14 protein-coding genes and 1 pseudogene are annotated in these 13,013 nt (G+C 69.0%); 9 read left to right on the plus strand and 6 right to left on the minus strand.

Annotated features, from left to right (window positions below):
• Window positions 1-100 precede the first annotated feature (100 nt).
• The 3 genes from E3O57_RS05385 to E3O57_RS05395 all read right to left on the minus strand — a co-directional run bounded on the left by E3O57_RS05385 (window position 101) and on the right by E3O57_RS05395 (window position 3,824).
• Window positions 101-1,264, minus strand: a complete 1,164-nt coding sequence (locus E3O57_RS05385) for an NADP-dependent malic enzyme (RefSeq protein WP_088458140.1) — start codon at window positions 1,262-1,264, stop codon at window positions 101-103.
• Between the two features lie 288 nt (window positions 1,265-1,552).
• Window positions 1,553-3,232 (minus strand): MDR family MFS transporter, encoded by a 1,680-nt coding sequence (locus E3O57_RS05390; protein WP_240632278.1) that lies wholly within the window; start codon window positions 3,230-3,232, stop codon window positions 1,553-1,555.
• A 13-nt stretch (window positions 3,233-3,245) separates the two neighbouring features.
• Window positions 3,246-3,824 carry a TetR/AcrR family transcriptional regulator gene (locus tag E3O57_RS05395; RefSeq protein WP_165787898.1) on the minus strand — a complete coding sequence of 193 codons (579 nt, stop codon included), beginning with the start codon at window positions 3,822-3,824 and terminating at the stop codon, window positions 3,246-3,248.
• A 138-nt stretch (window positions 3,825-3,962) separates the two neighbouring features.
• Here E3O57_RS05395 and E3O57_RS05400 point away from each other — a divergent pair, with 138 nt between their 5' ends.
• Together E3O57_RS05400 and E3O57_RS05405 are read left to right on the plus strand one after the other, a co-directional pair.
• Window positions 3,963-4,316 carry a helix-turn-helix transcriptional regulator gene (locus tag E3O57_RS05400; protein WP_088457414.1) on the plus strand — a complete coding sequence of 118 codons (354 nt, stop codon included), beginning with the start codon at window positions 3,963-3,965 and terminating at the stop codon, window positions 4,314-4,316.
• Complete coding sequence (locus tag E3O57_RS05405) at window positions 4,313-4,987, plus strand: cation transporter (RefSeq protein ID WP_088457415.1); 675 nt, start codon at window positions 4,313-4,315, stop codon at window positions 4,985-4,987. The genes E3O57_RS05400 and E3O57_RS05405 overlap by 4 nt, the downstream gene beginning before the upstream one ends.
• 105 nt (window positions 4,988-5,092) lie before the next feature.
• Here E3O57_RS05405 and E3O57_RS05410 read toward each other — a convergent pair whose 3' ends face one another.
• Window positions 5,093-5,467 (minus strand): DUF4440 domain-containing protein, encoded by a 375-nt coding sequence (locus tag E3O57_RS05410; protein ID WP_088457416.1) that lies wholly within the window; start codon window positions 5,465-5,467, stop codon window positions 5,093-5,095.
• Window positions 5,468-5,501: 34 nt separating this feature from the next.
• Window positions 5,502-6,131 (minus strand): TrmH family RNA methyltransferase, encoded by a 630-nt coding sequence (locus E3O57_RS05415; protein WP_088458141.1) that lies wholly within the window; start codon window positions 6,129-6,131, stop codon window positions 5,502-5,504.
• Between the two features lie 130 nt (window positions 6,132-6,261).
• On the opposite strand from E3O57_RS05415, the gene E3O57_RS05420 reads away from it, so the two are divergent.
• The 7 genes from E3O57_RS05420 (at window position 6,262) to E3O57_RS05450 (ending at window position 11,849) form a co-directional block, all read left to right on the plus strand.
• A complete protein-coding gene (locus tag E3O57_RS05420; protein ID WP_103478974.1) occupies window positions 6,262-7,176 on the plus strand; it encodes a hypothetical protein in 915 nt (304 codons plus the stop codon).
• Window positions 7,173-7,553, plus strand: coding sequence for a GntR family transcriptional regulator (locus E3O57_RS05425; protein WP_103478976.1), 381 nt, complete (start codon window positions 7,173-7,175; stop codon window positions 7,551-7,553). The genes E3O57_RS05420 and E3O57_RS05425 overlap by 4 nt, the downstream gene beginning before the upstream one ends.
• 160 nt (window positions 7,554-7,713) lie before the next feature.
• Entirely contained in the window at window positions 7,714-8,403 is a 690-nt protein-coding gene (locus E3O57_RS05430) for a DedA family protein (RefSeq protein WP_088457418.1), read from the plus strand.
• Window positions 8,404-8,595: 192 nt separating this feature from the next.
• Window positions 8,596-8,889: an ATP-dependent DNA ligase gene (locus tag E3O57_RS05435; protein ID WP_088457419.1), complete on the plus strand. Its 294-nt coding sequence runs from the start codon at window positions 8,596-8,598 to the stop codon at window positions 8,887-8,889.
• Window positions 8,890-8,970: 81 nt separating this feature from the next.
• Window positions 8,971-10,254 (plus strand): Nramp family divalent metal transporter, encoded by a 1,284-nt coding sequence (locus E3O57_RS05440; RefSeq protein WP_088457420.1) that lies wholly within the window; start codon window positions 8,971-8,973, stop codon window positions 10,252-10,254.
• 25 nt (window positions 10,255-10,279) lie between these two features.
• The gene (locus E3O57_RS05445) at window positions 10,280-10,924 is read left to right on the plus strand and encodes a metal-dependent transcriptional regulator (protein WP_088457421.1); all 645 of its coding nucleotides are present in this window, start codon (window positions 10,280-10,282) and stop codon (window positions 10,922-10,924) included.
• Window positions 10,925-11,048: 124 nt separating this feature from the next.
• The gene (locus E3O57_RS05450; protein ID WP_088457422.1) at window positions 11,049-11,849 is read left to right on the plus strand and encodes an HAD-IIA family hydrolase; all 801 of its coding nucleotides are present in this window, start codon (window positions 11,049-11,051) and stop codon (window positions 11,847-11,849) included.
• A 79-nt stretch (window positions 11,850-11,928) separates the two neighbouring features.
• Here E3O57_RS05450 and E3O57_RS05455 read toward each other — a convergent pair.
• Window positions 11,929-13,013 (minus strand): annotated as a pseudogene (locus tag E3O57_RS05455) (hypothetical protein); the annotation flags it as partial.

Below are 13,013 nucleotides of genomic sequence, written 5' to 3' on the forward strand. Positions count from 1 at the left end.
ACCTCCGGACGGGTTGGGGAACTAGACAGCTCCACCCTCCACCGGAGGTCTTCGTCATTTCAAGACGTCACACATCAACCAACGTCCCTGGGCAGTACAGCTAGACGGCCGCCATCACCGCGGCGGCCACGGCGTCGGCCACGCGCTCGTCGAACGGGCTGGGCACGATGAAGTCGGCGGCGAGGTCGTCACCGACCAGGTCGGCGATGGCCATCGCGGCGGCGATCTTCATGGCGGTGGTGATGCGGCGGGCGCCGGCATCCAGGGCCCCGCGGAAGATGCCGGGGAAGGCGAGCACGTTATTGATCTGGTTGGGGTAGTCGCTGCGTCCGGTGGCCACGATCCTGGCATAACGGCCGGCCACGTCCGGGGCCACCTCGGGGTCGGGGTTGGAGAGCGCGAAGATCATGGCGTCAGCCGACATCGTGGCGAGCAGGGATTCCTCGACGGTGCTTGAGGAGACGCCGACGAAGACATCGGCGCCGGCGAGGGCCTGCGCCGGGCCGCCGTCGATCTGGCGGGGGTTCGACGTCACGGCGAACTCGGCCTTGACGCCGGTCAGGTCGATGCGGTGGCCGCTGAGGATGCCCCGGGAGTCCAGGAGCACGACGTCCTGGATACCGACCTCCAGCAGGATCGCGGCGATCGCGATCCCCGCCGCGCCCGCGCCGGACACGACGACCTTGAGGCCCGCGCGATCCCGGCCGAGCACCTTGGCGCCGTTGGTGATCGCGGCCAGCACCACGACGGCGGTGCCGTGTTGGTCGTCGTGCATGACGGGCATGTCGAGGGCCTCGATGAGCTTGGCCTCGAGCTCGAAACAGCGCGGCGCCGACACATCCTCGAGGTTCACGGCCCCGAAGCTGTGCTGCAGACGCACGAGGGTCTCGACGATCTCATCGACGTCAGTGGTGTCGAGCACCAGCGGGATGGAATTCAGCCCGGCGAAGCGCTGGAAGAGGGCCGACTTGCCCTCCATCACGGGCAGGGCGGCGGCCGGGCCGATGTCGCCGAGCCCCAGCACCGCGGTGCCGTCGCTGACGACGGCCACCAGCCGGCTCGCCCAGGTGTGCGTGGCGGCGACAGCGGCATCGGTGTGGATCGCGCGGCTGACCTCGGCAACGCCAGGGGTGTAGACGACGGCCAGGTCACGCCGGGTGTCGATGGGCCGGGCGAGTTCGATTCGCAGCTTGCCGCCCTCGTGGGCAGCGAAGATCTCGTCGGTGGTGACCAGGGCGGGCTGGACGGGGATGGTGAGTGACATGGAGCGGGCCTTTGCGGTCGAGACACAGAAAAGCCGCACACTTCCTGAAGGATCCAGACCGGCCTGGGATCAGGCTACGGCCATCGCGGCTCGAACGAACGGGACCATAGGCCCAGTCACCCGTCGCCGGGCGCAAACCGAGTCGCCGAGTTGCCGCAAAAGACCCCCTGGCAGGCATCGAAGGGCCACTTTGGCCGCAGTCGTGGAGGGGACCGGCGGCGACTCACGTCAAAATGCCCCTTCGGGTGCGGTGAAGGGGCATTCTGAAGCAACTCGGCGAAACTGCCGCTAGCGCGGTTCGGGCGCCTTCAGCTCGGCGTCGGCACGGACTCCGGCATCGGACGGGGCGGTGGCCGGGTGCGTCGGGTGCGTCGGGTGGCCGTGCTGGGCGGCTTCGAGGGCCTCGGCCTCCGCACCGCCGACGGCCTCACCGCGGGCGACCATTCCGGCCACGTCGGAGAGCGTGATCTGCTTGAGCATCAGGGCAAGGAGGAAGGCCAGGCCGATGAAGGGCAGCAGGTACCAGAACACCGGCGCCAGCGCATCCGCATAGGCCGCCACCACCCCGTCACGCACGACATCGGGCAGCGCATTCAGGGTCTGCGGGTCGATCGTGGACGTGGCCGCAGCGGCATCCGTGGCGTTCGCGCCGGCGTTGCTGAACACGCCGGTGAGGTTCTCGGTGAGCCGGTTGGTGAAGATCGTGCCGAACACGGCCACGCCGAGCGCGGCACCGACCTCGCGGAAGTAGTTGTTCGTGCTCGTTGCGGTGCCCACCATCGACGGGTTGACCGAGTTCTGGGCGACCAGGACGACAACTTGCATGATCAGCCCGAGGCCCGCACCGAAGATGAACAGGAACACGCAGATCAACCAGATCGGCGTCTCGGCGGTGAGGCCGGTCATCAGCACCATCGCGAGCGCGGTGAGGATCGTGCCGATGATCGGGAACATCTTGTACCGGCCGGTCTTGGTGATGGCGATACCGGACATGATCGACGTGCCGATCAGGCCGGCCATCATCGGCAGCATCAGCAGGCCGGATGCCGCCGCTGACGTGCCTGAAGACATCTGCAGGAAGGTGGGCACGAACCCGATCGCGGAGAACATGCCGAGCCCCAGGGTGAGGCCGATCAGGGTCGCGTTGACGAAGGTCGGGTTCTTGAACAGCGACAGCGGGATGATGGGGTCTTTCGCCTTCGCCTCAGTGATGACGAACAGGACGGCCGCGAGCAGCATGCCGGCACCGAAGAGCCAGGTCTCAATCGCTTCCCAGCCATGGTCGGCGTTGCCGCCGAAGTCGGTGAAGAAGATCAGGCAGGTCGTGAAGGCCGACAGGAAGATGACGCCGAGGATGTCGATCGGCTGGGTGGCCTTCTTGCTCGGCAGCCGCAGGGCGAACCAGGCGATCGCGAAGGCCGCGATGCCGACGGGGATGTTGATGTAGAACGCCCACTGCCAGGTGAGGTGGTCCACGAAGAAACCGCCCAGGAGCGGACCGCCGACGGCGGAGAGGCCGAAGACGGCGCCGAGCGGGCCGAGGTACTTGCCACGCTCGGATGCGGGCACGATGTCGGCGATGATCGCCTGGGAGAGGATCATCAATCCGCCACCACCGAGGCCCTGCACGGCACGCCAGACCACCAGCTGGGTGAAGTCGCCGGCGAAGGCACAACCCACCGAGGCGATGGTGAACAGCGCGATCGCGATCAAGAACAGGTTGCGACGGCCGAGCACGTCACCGAACTTGCCGTACACGGGCATCACGATGGTCGTCGCCAGCAGGTAGGCCGTGGTGAGCCAGACCTGGTGCTCGACGCCGCCGAGCTGGCCGACGATGGTGGGCATCGCGGTGGAGACGATGGTCTGGTCGAGGCTGGACAAGAGCATGCCGGCGATCAGGGCGCCGAAGATGATCCAGATTCGCCGTTGGGTGAGGAGGAGCGGCGCCTCGGAGGTGGTGGTCACGAAATGTTGCCTTTCAGGGAGTGGGTACGGCCAGCACGAGGCGCATGGCGTCGAGCGAAGAAGAGAGGATGACGGCGAAGTCTTGGTCATTCGCCGGATCGACGAAGGTGTCGGCGGTGGATTTCATGAGCGAGCCGACGATGCTCACGATCGCCGCAGCACGCGGATCGTCGCCGTCGACGCCTTGCCTCTCGACGATGAGGCCGCGGAGCTGGCGGTCGCGGTCCCTGGACAGGCCGATGAAACGGGCCAGCAAGCGCGGCTCACGTTCCAGGGCGACCATCAGGTCGCTGTGCTCCCGGGGGTCCATCTCATCGGATTCAATGTGCTGGATGGCCAGGTCGATCAGGTCGTTGAGCACCTGCGGCCACTCGCCCGCTCCGCGGGCCAGGAACTTTTCGGCGAAGAGTCGGTACTCGTCGTCGGGATTGACCCCGATGACGGCGTCTTCCTTGCTGGCGAAGTAGTTGAAGAAGGTGCGCCGGGACACGTCGACGGCGGAGCACACCTCCTCGATCGTGAAACCGGCCAGGCCGCGCTCCGCCGTGAGCCGACGCGACACCGCCGTGAGATTGGCGGCGGTTTTACGCATCCGTCGCTCAACACGGGAAGTGATTGCACTTTCTGACATAGAGTGCAGTTTTGCATCATTGGACACACAGTGCAAGTTAAATCCCGACGTTCGGGGTCGGGCTTGGCGATAGGTCACCCGGCGCTGTATGGTCAGTCAATGCTGACCATTGCGAGCCACCTCGACGTCATGAATCGCCTGGGTCGTGCGATGGCCGACCCCACCCGGTCCCGCATCCTGCTGAGCCTGCTCGAGGCGCCGGGCTACCCGGCCCGGATCGCCCGGTCGCTCAACCTCACCCGGTCGAACGTCTCCAACCACCTGAGCTGCCTGCGCGGCTGCGGCATCGTGGCCGCGGTCCCAGAGGGCCGGCAAACCCGGTACGAGATCGCCGACCCGCACCTGACCCGCGCGCTCGCGGCCCTCGTCGAGGTGGTGCTCGCCGTCGACGACGGCGAGCCCTGCACCGAAACCGACTGCGACGTTCCCGGCTGCTGCGATACCCCCGCATGACCGCCACGAACACGGCATCGTCACTCGACCCGATCCGTCGCCGCGTGCTGCAGCGCCGCATCCGACTGGTGGTGGCGATCACCATCAGCTACAACGTGATCGAGGCGGGCATCGCCCTGGCCGCCGGCACCGTCGCCTCCTCCGCCGCACTGGTCGGCTTCGGCCTCGACTCGATCGTCGAGGTGCTCTCGGCGGCGGCGATCGCCTGGCAGTTCGCGGCACCGGACCCGGAGAAGCGCGAGCGGGTGGCCCTTCGGGTGATCGCCGTCTCCTTCTTCGCGCTGGCGGCCTACGTGAGCGTGGATGCCGGCCTCTCGCTCTTCGGGGTGCGCGAGGCCGAGCACAGCCCGGTGGGGATCGCCTTGGCCGCGGTGAGCCTGGCGATCATGCCGGTCTTGAGCTGGTTCGAGCGTCGCACCGGCCGGGAACTCGGCTCGGCATCCGCCGTCGCCGACTCGAAGCAGACCCTGCTCTGCAGCTACCTCTCTGCCGCGCTGCTGGCCGGGTTGCTGCTCAACTCACTGCTCGGCTGGGCCTGGGCGGACTCGGTCGCGGCGCTGGTGATTGCCGGCTTCGCGGCGAAGGAGGGCCTCGAGGCGTGGCGCGGCGACGCCTGCACGGTTCCGGTTTCGGCGCTCACCGGGGAGCGTGCCGCCGAGACCGGCCATTGATCGCCCCTCTCGGCGACGCCGAAGGTCATCGCCGCACCAGCTATGGCCCATCGCGCCCGCTATAGGGGGCGCGATGGGCCATACGGGGTGCGGCGAAGGGGATGCCTAGACCGGCGACTCCTGGTGCGCCGCGATCGCCCAGCCGCCGTTGTTCTCGTCGAAGAGGTAGGTCGTGGACATCTGCAGCTCGGTCGCGGTGTCACCTCGCCAGGCCGTGGACCTGTAGACCAGCACGCCCGCGTGCTCACCCAACCGAATGACGGCCGGCTCGTGCAGTTCATACCGATCCAGCGGAGCGGCGGCCTTGAACGCGGCGCGCACGTCGTCGCGGCCGAGCACCACCCCCGGCAGAATCAGCAGACCGTCCCCGGTCATGGTGCGCTGGTAGTAGTCACCGCCCTTGCCGGCGAGGATGGCGCGCCAGCCCTCGTGGGCTTCGTGCAGGAGTCTGGCAGGGAGATCGTCGGTGATCGCAGTCATGACTCCACGCTAGCCCTCGGCCGGGCCGGGCGGGTCAGAATTTGTGCTGCAGAATCCAGGCGTGCATGGTGACCGCGGCCGCCGCGGAAGCGTTCATCGAGCGCGTCGAGCCGAACTGGCTGATTTCCACCAGGGCGTCACCGGCAGCCACGGCCTCCGGCGAGAGGCCGGGACCCTCCTGGCCGAACAGGAGCACACAGTGCTCGGGGAAGCTGAAGGTCTCCATGATCACGCTGCCGGGCAGGTTGTCGATGGCGATGATCGGCAGGTTCTCGGTGCGGGCCCACTCGACGAACGCCGCCACATCCGGGTGGTGCAGCACGTGCTGGTAACGGTCGGTCACCATGGCGCCGCGCTTGTTCCAACGCTTGCGGCCGATGATGTGCACGGTATCGGCGCCGAACGCATTGGCGCTGCGAACGATGGAGCCGATGTTCATGTCGTGCTGCCAGTTCTCGATGGCCACGTGGAACGGGTTGCGCTTCTCGTCGAGGTCGGCGACGATCGCCGGCATCGACCAGTACCGGTACCGGTCGATCACGTTGCGGGTGTCGCCGCGTTCGAGCAGCTCTCGGTCGTAGTACGGCTCCTCCGGCCATTCCCCGACCCACGGGCCGACCCCGTTGGTGGACAGCTCTGGCGTGGGGTTCAACGGTTCTGGCACTGCACCACCGTATCCCGCCAACGCGGGACGTCCGGCACCCCCGGTTGCTTTCCGTGGTTTTGTACCGCTACATTATTTGTATTGCTACGAAGGCGGATGACGACCTTCGACCCGGGGAATGGAGGCTCGTGTGTCCTTTGTGTTTTTGTGCTGCGCCATCGCGATCATGTCGGCCTTTACCCCGCTCAGCTCGAGCAAGCCCGCCAACCGGCCGCGAGAGCTGGACGCGTACGCGCGCCGCCTGGGCGTCGCCGTGCCCGTCGACACCGCCGAGCGCATCACCGGCCAGCTCATCTGCCGAGAGCGCGCGCTCCTGACCGGCGGGGTCATCGGCGTCGGGCTCGCGGTCATCACCGCCCTGCTCCTTCCCGGTGGCTTCGACGCCGGCTACGTTCCCGTGCTGATCTTCGGCGGCCTGGGCGTCGGCAGCTCCGTCGGCGCCGCACTCGCGTCGGCGGCGAGCGCATTCACGCCCTTCGCCGGGCCTCGTGTCGCCCGGTCGTCCATTCCCGGCTATGCGGACTACGTGCCGCCGCTGGAACGCTGGAGCGGACGCGTCCTGCCGGCGCTCGCGCTGCTGGCCATCCTCGCCGCATGGATCGCCTTCAGTGTCGGGGCGCTCGGCGACGCGCGCCTCTCCTCCGCCTACATCTGGGGGTCGGCCGGCGCCTGGCTCGCCTATGCCTCGATCGCCGGGCTGCTGGTGTCGGAGGCGCTGTCCCGCCGCATCCTCGATCGCGGCCAGCCGTCGGCATCCGCCACCGATCTGGCCTGGAATGACGGCCTGCGCTCGCGAGCCCTGCGGGACCTGCACGCCGTGCCCATCACGCTGGGCTTCGTGTCCGTTCTGAGCACGTTCTTCGACATCGGCTTCCTGGGCGATTACTCAGGTGGTGTCGCCACCGCGGCGGTGGTTGGTGTCGGGATCCCCGCAATCCTTCTGGCCGGCGGGATCACCCTCTTCATCGTCGATATCACCTCGAAGCCCCAGCAGCACTACTGGCGTCGGCTGTGGGCCGACCGAGCGGCCGGCTCTCCGACATGATGCTCGTCATCGATCCCGACTCGGGCGTCGCCCCATACGAACAGATTCGATCCCAGATCGTCGCGGCCGTGCGTGCCGGCGACCTGAAGCCCGGCGCGCAGCTGCCCACTGTGCGACGTCTGGCCGACGACCTGGGCATCGCGCCCAACACGGTGGCGCGCAGCTACCGCGAGCTCGAACGCCACGGAGTGATCGAAACCCGCGGCCGCAACGGATCCGTGATCGCCGGCGTCACGACGTCGGGCCCGGCAGCGGATGCCGCCCGGGCCTACGCGCGCCGCGCAGCCGAGTTGGGCCTGACCCGCGACGCCGCCCTCGATCTCGTGCGTGCGGCGTTGGACGGTACCGCGGCCGCCTCGACCACCCCCACCGACTGAGGACCGCCGGCCGCAGCACCCAGCTTCCGTTCACCTCGGGTTCGCTACCCTGGGGGTCAGGGTGCGCAACAGTCGGCAGCCGCGGCGGTTCCGACCGCGTCTTGGCGCCGGCGCCATCCGATCGAGACCGCACTCATGACCCCGACCGGAAGGCAGTTCCATGCATCCCACACTCTTCGGCATCGACTTCCTCGACTCCGAGTGGCTGATCGGTTGGTTCGGATCGTTCGTGCTGTTGGGCGTCGCCGCCGTCGTGTTCGTCGAGACCGGCTTCATCGTGCTGTCGTTCCTGCCGGGCGACTCCCTGCTCTTCACGGTGGGGCTGCTCACCGCCACCGGCGACGTGCCGTTCCCCATCTTCGTGACCTGTGCGATCATCTTCGTCGCCGCGTTCGCGGGTGACCAGCTGGCCTACGGCGTGGGGCGCAAGGCCGGACCGGCCGTCTTCGCCCGCGAGCAGAACCGGTTCTTCAACCCGAAGAACGTCGAACGCACCAACGCGTTCTTCGCCAAGCACGGTGGCAAGGCCGTCATCATCGCGCGCTTCCTGCCCGTCTTCCGCGCCTTCGTGCCCCTCGCTGCCGGCGTCGGCAAGATGAGCTACCGCACTTTCGTGACCTTCAACCTGATCGGCGCGTTCGCCTGGGGCGTCGGCCTCACCATGGTGGGCTTCCTGCTCGGGCAGATCCAGTTCGTCGCCGACTACTCCGAGTACTTCATCATCGGCATCGTGCTGCTCTCGGGCATCCCGATCCTCTCCGAGCTGTACAAGGCCGGGCGCGAGGCCCTGCGCACCCGCGGCAAGGCCGCCGTGCCCGCCGTCGAACTGCCCGAGGACGTGCGCGAGTAGCCCACTCCCCGGCTGATGCCCCGGACTGGGGACTGACCGGGCCCGCACGCCTCTCGGTACAGTGAAAATCTGAATCTGGCGGGCGACCGCGCAGCCGGCACCAGCACACGACCCGGGGGGCGTCGCGATGGACCATGGACCGATCTTGCTCACGCGCCCTGTGGTGCGCCGGCCGCGGGCGAGGACCTGAGCGTGGGGCGGTTCATCTACGACTCCACCCTGACCGTGATCCTGGACGACCTTCTCCTCAGCCACCTCCAGGCGGTGGTGGGCGCCAAGTTCCGTCTCCAGCAGTCCTTCTACTTCAGCTGGGGCTACCCGGGCAAGACCGGGGAGAGTCGCACCACGATCTGGTTGACGCCGGGCATCAGCGTGCAGTTTCACTATCGCACCGCCCGCGCACACGCCCTTGATCGGGACCGGATCAGCACTTTCCTCGCCCAGGCGAACAGCCCCAGCGGTCTCGTCCTCGTCATCGGCGACTGATTCCGTCGGCGGGGCCGCCGGGCACGCGGCATCCGCCCCGAGGGGGTTTCGGCTTACCTAAATACTCACTACGATTTAGGCATGCCTCAATCTGACCCTGCAGCGACCGCGACCGTGGCGGAACGCGCCGCCCCTCCCTCGCTGAACTCGGTGGCCTCCACCCGGCTGCTCTGGCTGCTCGGACCGGCGCTCGTGGCCGGCGTGGCCTATCTGGACCCGGGCAACGTGGCCAGCAATATGACCGCGGGCGCCCGGTACGGGTACCTGTTGGTCTGGGTGGTCGTGGCCGGCAACCTGATGGCGTGGCTGATCCAGTACCTGTCGGCGAAGCTGGGCATCGTCACCGGCACCAGCCTGCCGGAGATCCTCGGGGTGCGCCTGCGGCGGCCAACCGCCCGTCGGCTCTACTGGGTGCAGGCCGAGCTCGTGGCCATGGCCACCGACCTGGCCGAGATCATCGGCGGCGCCGTGGCCCTCAACCTGCTCTTCGGGCTGCCGCTGCTGGCCGGCGGTGTGATCACCGGTGTCATCTCGATGATCGTGCTCACCGTGCAGACACGACGCGGCCCGCGCGTTTTCGAGCGGGTCATCGTGGCCCTGCTTCTGATCATCACGGTGGGCTTCGCCGCCGGGGTCTTCTTCGCGCCGCCGGACGCCGGTTCGGTTCTCGACGGTCTGGTGCCGCGCTTCGAGGGCGCGGACTCGGTGCTGCTGGCGGCGTCGATCCTCGGTGCCACGATCATGCCCCACGCCATCTACGCGCACTCCGCGCTCACCCGCGACAGGTTCCCGATGCAGGAGGGACCGGCCGCCACCCGGCGCCTGCTCTGGGCGACGAAGTGGGATGTCACAATCGCCATGGCCATCGCCGGCACCGTCAACCTCGCCATACTGCTGCTCGCGGCCTCGGCTCTGCAGGGGGTGCCGGGCACCGACTCGCTCGAGGGTGCGTACGCGGCCCTGCAGAGCACGCTCGGCCCGGTGGTCGCGACGGTGTTCGCGATCGGGCTGCTGGCCTCCGGTCTCGCCTCCACCTCGGTGGGCGCCTACGCCGGAGCCGAGATCATGCACGGCCTGCTCAAGCTGCGGGTGCCACTGCTGCTGCGCCGCATCGTCACCCTCATCCCGGCGCTGCTGATCCTCGGCGTGGGATTCGATCCCACTCAGGCGCTGGTGCTGAGCCAGGTGGTGTTGTCGTTCGGCATCCCGTTCGCCCTCATCCCGTTGGTGTGGCTCACGGCGCAGCGCGGCCTGCTCGGCGACTTCGCCAACCGCTGGTTCACCACGGCCGCCGGCGCCGTGGCCGCGGTGCTGCTGGTGTCCCTCAACGCCGTCCTGCTCGTGCTCGTCTTCACCGCCGCATGAACCGGCCAGCTACCCCGAGGTGGTCATGAAACCCACCACACCGGCCGCCGAGGACTACCTCAAGACGATCTACGCGCACACCGAGTGGCAGCCGGCGCCGATCACACCCCGGGTCCTGGCCACCCGGCTGGGCATCGCTCCGTCGTCGGTGACCGAGATGGTGAAGAAGCTCGCTGCCGACGGGTTCATTGCCCACGTGCCGTACGGCCCGCTCACCCTCACCGCAGCCGGGCGGATGCGCGCCACGGCCGTGGTGCGCCGGCACCGGCTGATCGAGACCTGGCTGGTGCGGGAGCTCGGCTACACCTGGGACGAGGTGCACGACGAGGCGGAGGTGCTCGAGCACGCGATCTCCGACCGGCTGCTCGAGGCCATCGACGCCCATCTGGGCCACCCGGCGGCCGACCCGCACGGCGATCCCATCCCCGGCGCCGACGGCTCCAGCGTGCGGGTGCCGGCGGTCCTGCTCGCGGATGCGGCGCCCGGCCACGCCGGAACCGTGCTGAGGGTCAGCGATCGCGATCCGGGCATCCTGCGTGCCCTGGCCGACGCGGGCATCGGCCCCGGCAGTCGACTGGATGTGGTCGACGCGCACAGTGTGCGGCTGCCCGACGGGGAGCTGCACCCGCTCGCCCCGGACGCCGCCGGCGCCATCTGGCTCACGCGCTGACCGGGCGCACCGCGCCGCCAAGGGCGGCGGCGGGGTGCCGCCAGCAAACCTCTCCCCGATAGTCTGGATACGGCAGCCTGTCCCCCTGGTTGCGCCCAGTTCGTCCCACAAGAAGGAGCGAGTCATGAGAACCCGTGACGAGATCGAATGCTGGCTCACCGACATGGACGGCGTCCTGGTGCATGAAAACCAGGCCCTGCCCGGCGCTGCCGAATTGCTGCAGCAGTGGACCGATGCCGGCACACCGTTCCTGGTGCTGACGAACAACTCCATCTTCACGCCGCGCGACCTGTCGGCCCGCCTGCGCTCCTCAGGGCTGAACGTGCCTGAGGAACGCATCTGGACCTCCGCGCTGGCCACGGCGGACTTCCTCAAACAGCAGAGCCCCGGCGGCACGGCATTCGTGATCGGCGAGGTCGGGCTCACCACCGCGTTGCACGAGGCCGGCTTCATCATGACCGAGACCAACCCCGACTACGTGGTCGTGGGTGAGACCCGCAACTACTCGTTCGAGGCCATCACCAAAGCCATCCGGCTGCTGCTCAAGGGCGCCCGGTTCATCGTGACCAACCCGGATGCGACCGGCCCCAGCGCCGAGGGACCGATGCCGGCCACCGGCGCGATCGCCGCGCTGATCACCAAGGCCACCGGCATGGAGCCCTACGTCGTGGGCAAGCCCAATCCGATGATGTTCCGCTCGGCGATGAACCGCATCGGCGCGCACTCGGAGAACACCGGCATGATCGGCGACCGGATGGACACCGACATCGTCGCCGGCATCGAGGCCGGTTTGCACACGGTTCTGGTGCTCACCGGCATCAGCGACCCCGCCGAGATCGCTCGGTACCCCTTCCGCCCCGACGAGATCCTCGACGGCGTGCACCAGCTGCTCGCCGCCGGACCTGTCGAATCCGACGAAATCTAGCCGCCCGCGCACCGCGGTGACACGGAAAGCCGGGCCCTCGGGCCCGGCTTTCTGTGTGTGCGGAGTGGCTACGGCGCCGTTAGGCGGCCGGGGCCAGGCTCGCGGTGAGCGGCTCGCCCGAGGACCGGCTCGCGAAGCAGTAGAAGTACCTCTCGCCGGCGTCCCACTGCTCGGCGGTCACCGGGTAACTGCCTTGCAGCTGCACATCGCCGTAGGCGCCGGCGGTTTCGAAGTCGATCACGCCGGGGGCGCTGCAGAGAACGTTGATCTGGTCGGCGAACGCCTGCTCACCGGGGAACGGGGAACCGCTGTCGCCCTCGAGGATGCCGCGGTAGACCAGCTGGCCCATGTGCGGGGTGGCGCAGTCGACGACGGTGAATTCTTCGTCCCAGGGCGACGTGTACGGTTCGAGGCACTCGGTGCCGAACAGGGTGTTCCAGGCGTGCACGCCGGCCGGCTGCGGGCCCGGGGCGGCGGGCTCGGGGGCGGTCGTGGGCTCCGTGGTGGTGCCCGCCTGGGCTGAGGCAGATTCGGTGGGAGCGGCCGCCGGGGTGTCACCCAGGCTCTGGCCCAGGAAGAAGAGACCGATGATCACGAGCACCGCGACCACGGCACCCCCGACCCAAAGCAGGTCTCGCTTCGAGGGGCGGCGCGGCGGCTCGCCGTCGGCCGGACCGCGGCGACGGGGACCGGGTTCGTCGGCGGACGGCGCCGGTGCGGCGTGGGCGTCGTGGCCGGGCGCTGCCGTGGCTGCACCGGTGGCCGCGGCCGCGGTTGCGGCGGACACGGGGAGCGCGGCCGGAGCCGGTTCGGGGAGTGGTACGTGAGCGGCGTGCCGAGAGACCGTGGCGCTGGTGGAGTCGGCGGGGCGCGGTGCGACGCCGGTGTCCAACGGGCTCGGCGGGGTGGCCGGCGTACGACGACCGAGAGCGGCCGTCTCCTCTTCAGCGGTGGGCACCAGCCGGGACTGGGCCGGGGTCGTCCACCAGGGCGCCGCTTCGAGGTCGGCGGGAGTCCGCCGCGGCGGAGCCGGCGTCTTGGTGAGGGGCTGAGTGTGCTCAGGGTCGGCCGCGGGTGCCGGGGCCGCAGGTACCGGGGCAGCAGCAGCGGGCGCCGCCGGCGTAACGGCGGGCGGCGGTGCGGCGGCCCGTGGCGCGGATGCGG

The sequence above is a fragment of the Cryobacterium sp. TMN-39-2 genome (genome assembly GCF_004402745.1).
In the GTDB taxonomy this organism is placed as follows: domain Bacteria; phylum Actinomycetota; class Actinomycetes; order Actinomycetales; family Microbacteriaceae; genus Cryobacterium; species Cryobacterium zongtaii.

Bases quoted from the DNA above. Each gene is read 5' to 3' on its own strand.
- E3O57_RS05445 (WP_088457421.1), top strand. From the start codon at position 10,280: ATGAAACCCACCACACCGGCCGCCGAGGACTACCTCAAGACGATCTAC.
- E3O57_RS05430 (WP_088457418.1), top strand. From the start codon at position 7,714: ATGCATCCCACACTCTTCGGCATCGACTTCCTCGACTCCGAGTGGCTG.
- E3O57_RS05440 (WP_088457420.1), top strand. From the start codon at position 8,971: ATGCCTCAATCTGACCCTGCAGCGACCGCGACCGTGGCGGAACGCGCC.
- E3O57_RS05395 (WP_165787898.1), bottom strand. From the start codon at position 3,824: ATGCGTAAAACCGCCGCCAATCTCACGGCGGTGTCGCGTCGGCTCACG.
- E3O57_RS05400 (WP_088457414.1), top strand. From the start codon at position 3,963: ATGCTGACCATTGCGAGCCACCTCGACGTCATGAATCGCCTGGGTCGT.
- E3O57_RS05410 (WP_088457416.1), bottom strand. From the start codon at position 5,467: ATGACTGCGATCACCGACGATCTCCCTGCCAGACTCCTGCACGAAGCC.
- E3O57_RS05450 (WP_088457422.1), top strand. From the start codon at position 11,049: ATGAGAACCCGTGACGAGATCGAATGCTGGCTCACCGACATGGACGGC.
- E3O57_RS05385 (WP_088458140.1), bottom strand. From the start codon at position 1,264: ATGTCACTCACCATCCCCGTCCAGCCCGCCCTGGTCACCACCGACGAG.
- E3O57_RS05405 (WP_088457415.1), top strand. From the start codon at position 4,313: ATGACCGCCACGAACACGGCATCGTCACTCGACCCGATCCGTCGCCGC.
- E3O57_RS05425 (WP_103478976.1), top strand. From the start codon at position 7,173: ATGATGCTCGTCATCGATCCCGACTCGGGCGTCGCCCCATACGAACAG.